General features: G+C 52.3%; 3 protein-coding genes. All 3 read left to right on the top strand.

Annotated features, from left to right (window positions below; translation table 11 throughout):
* Positions 1–471: aldo/keto reductase (locus ACXJ5O_RS24880; protein ID WP_457302242.1), on the top strand; the 471-nt coding region annotated here is incomplete at its 5' end.
* Positions 472–660: 189 nt separating this feature from the next.
* Positions 661–1,449: a GGDEF domain-containing protein gene (locus ACXJ5O_RS24875; RefSeq protein WP_457302241.1), complete on the top strand. Its 789-nt coding sequence runs from the start codon at positions 661–663 to the stop codon at positions 1,447–1,449.
* 131 nt (positions 1,450–1,580) lie between these two features.
* The gene (locus tag ACXJ5O_RS24870) at positions 1,581–2,087 is read left to right on the top strand and encodes a DUF1993 domain-containing protein (protein WP_457302240.1); all 507 of its coding nucleotides are present in this window, start codon (positions 1,581–1,583) and stop codon (positions 2,085–2,087) included.
* The last annotated feature ends 180 nt before the right edge of the window (positions 2,088–2,267 follow it).

Here is a 2,267-nt window from a genome sequence, read left to right as displayed (position 1 = left end):
ATGCTTGCGACCTCTAGTCAGAAGGGATGGACACGCTTCGTTTCCATGCAAGACTACGTGAACCTGCTCTACCGGGAGGAGGAGCGGGAGATGCTACCGCTGTGCAAGGCCGAGGGCATTGCTGTCATTCCATGGAGCCCCCTCGCCCGCGGCCGGCTCACGCGTGACTGGGACGAAACGAGCGCCCGTTCTGAAACCGATGAATTCGGCAAAACACTTTATGCCAGTACTGAAGATGCTGACAAGAAGGTTGTAAGTGCAGTTGCAAAAATAGCAGAGCAACGGAAGCTGCCACGCGCGCAAATAGCACTTGCGTGGGTTCTGACCAAAGTTACTTCGCCTATAATTGGCGCTACGAAAGCATCACATCTAGATGATGCTGTTGCATCTCTTCAAATAAAATTATCTGACGATGAGATTGCTGCGCTGGAAGCGCCTTATATTCCGCATCGCGTCATGGGTTTTGTTTGATGGGAAATAGTTTTGAACACTTTGGCGATAATTCCAGCGGCGGGCGCGTTTATAAAACATGGGGCTGAAATAATTTGCCTCAGGTGAACGTCAGATAAAAATAATAACAGTTAAAATTACACTCGTCGTAAAGAGCTTTCCTTATGGTCCTGTCGATATATGGAGTAAAGACACACTCGGCGGACGGCAATGACGACCTACGATTTATGGATGACGAAATTCGGCGACTTGCCACCTCTAAAACAGGTAGCGATCATGGTCGGCATGGCGATTGCCGCCTCGGATTTGCTCACGGTTCTCTTCTTTTTGGTCGTAAGACTGGATCGTCTCGATGTGGCGCTCATCGTCACGACAATTATTGTTATTATCGTGAGCGTCCCGCTCGGCGCTTTTCTCGTCGGGCTCAATTATCGTCTGAAGCAAACCGCCTTAAGGCTCGACCTCGCTCTACGCAAAGATGATCTCACGGGCCTCTCGAACCGCAACGAATTCTACATGCAGGCGCAGAAACAGATTGCCTTGTGCGACCGGAATAACAGTGCCGGTGCAGTCCTCTATATCGATGCCGACTATTTCAAGTCGATCAATGATCGGTACGGCCACGCCGTTGGGGACGGAGTGCTCCAGGAAATTGGAATTCTCATCCGGTCCACCGTCGGCGAGTGGGATTTCGCCGCGCGGTTCGGTGGCGAGGAGTTCGCCATTTTCCTGACCGGTGCGGACCTTGGAAAGGCCGATTGGATATCGCATCGGATTCTCACCGGCGTTCGCGATATCTCAAGTTATCTCCGGATAAACGATCTCGACGTCACGGTAAGCGTCGGGATATCAATCCACCGACCTGGACAGGGTCTGGAGGAGGCGTTGGTTGCTGCTGACAAGTGCCTCTATGCAGCGAAGAACCAGGGGCGAAACCGGATAGTTCATGCGGATGATAGCCCCGCCACAATTTTCGAACCCAAGCTTCGCAAGATTTAGCTGCCGGGTGGCCTTGAAAAAGAGAGGCCGCGACGTATTTGCGCTTGGGACTACCGCTGTCACAACACGATAATCAATTCATCTCAATCATCGATTCTGCTAGTTCTGAAATGCTTCAAAGGAGCCCGCCTATGTTATCCATGCACAAGATTTCCGTTCCGGCGTTTGTCCGCGGTTTCTCCGTTCTTTCGTCGTTGATCGACAAGGCCGAGGCATTCGCAGAAGAGAAGAAAATTGCTCCGGCTGTTCTCGTCAACGCACGTCTGGCGCCCGATATGCTGCCGTTCTCCGGCCAAATCCAGCGGGCCAGTGACACATCGAAGGGCGTAATCGCCCGCCTGACGTCAGTCGAAGTTCCGAAATTCCCCGATGAGGAAGCGGATTTTGCCGCGCTGCGTGAACGCATCGCCAAGACAGTTGCATTTTTAGAAAGCGTCGATCCTTCAGCGCTTGATGGCACTGCGGATAAGGAAGTTACGCTGAAATTCGGCAAGTTGGGGGTAACGTTGAGCGGCGAAGACTATATTCTGAAATTCGTCCTGCCGAACTTCTATTTTCATGTCACGACAGCTCAAAACATCCTCCGCCACAATGGCGTGCCTGTCGGGAAACTCGACTACCTTGGCTCATTGGGTTGAGCGTCAAGCCTGAATGATTGTGGCCGGCWTTTGCCGGCCACAACATTTATATTTGCGTGTATCAAGCGACCAGATGTTCGATCTGGTCAGCCGAAAGCTCACGCTTCCTGCCGATTTCGTCCCAGCGCTTCAGCATGGTACGATATTTTTCGAGCTGCAGTTCCGGCCGGTTGTCAGGGC

The organism is Phyllobacterium sp. P5_D12 (assembly GCF_054049495.1).
The sequence above is the reverse complement of the archived record's forward strand: the minus strand, read 5'-3'. Positions and strand labels throughout refer to the sequence as shown.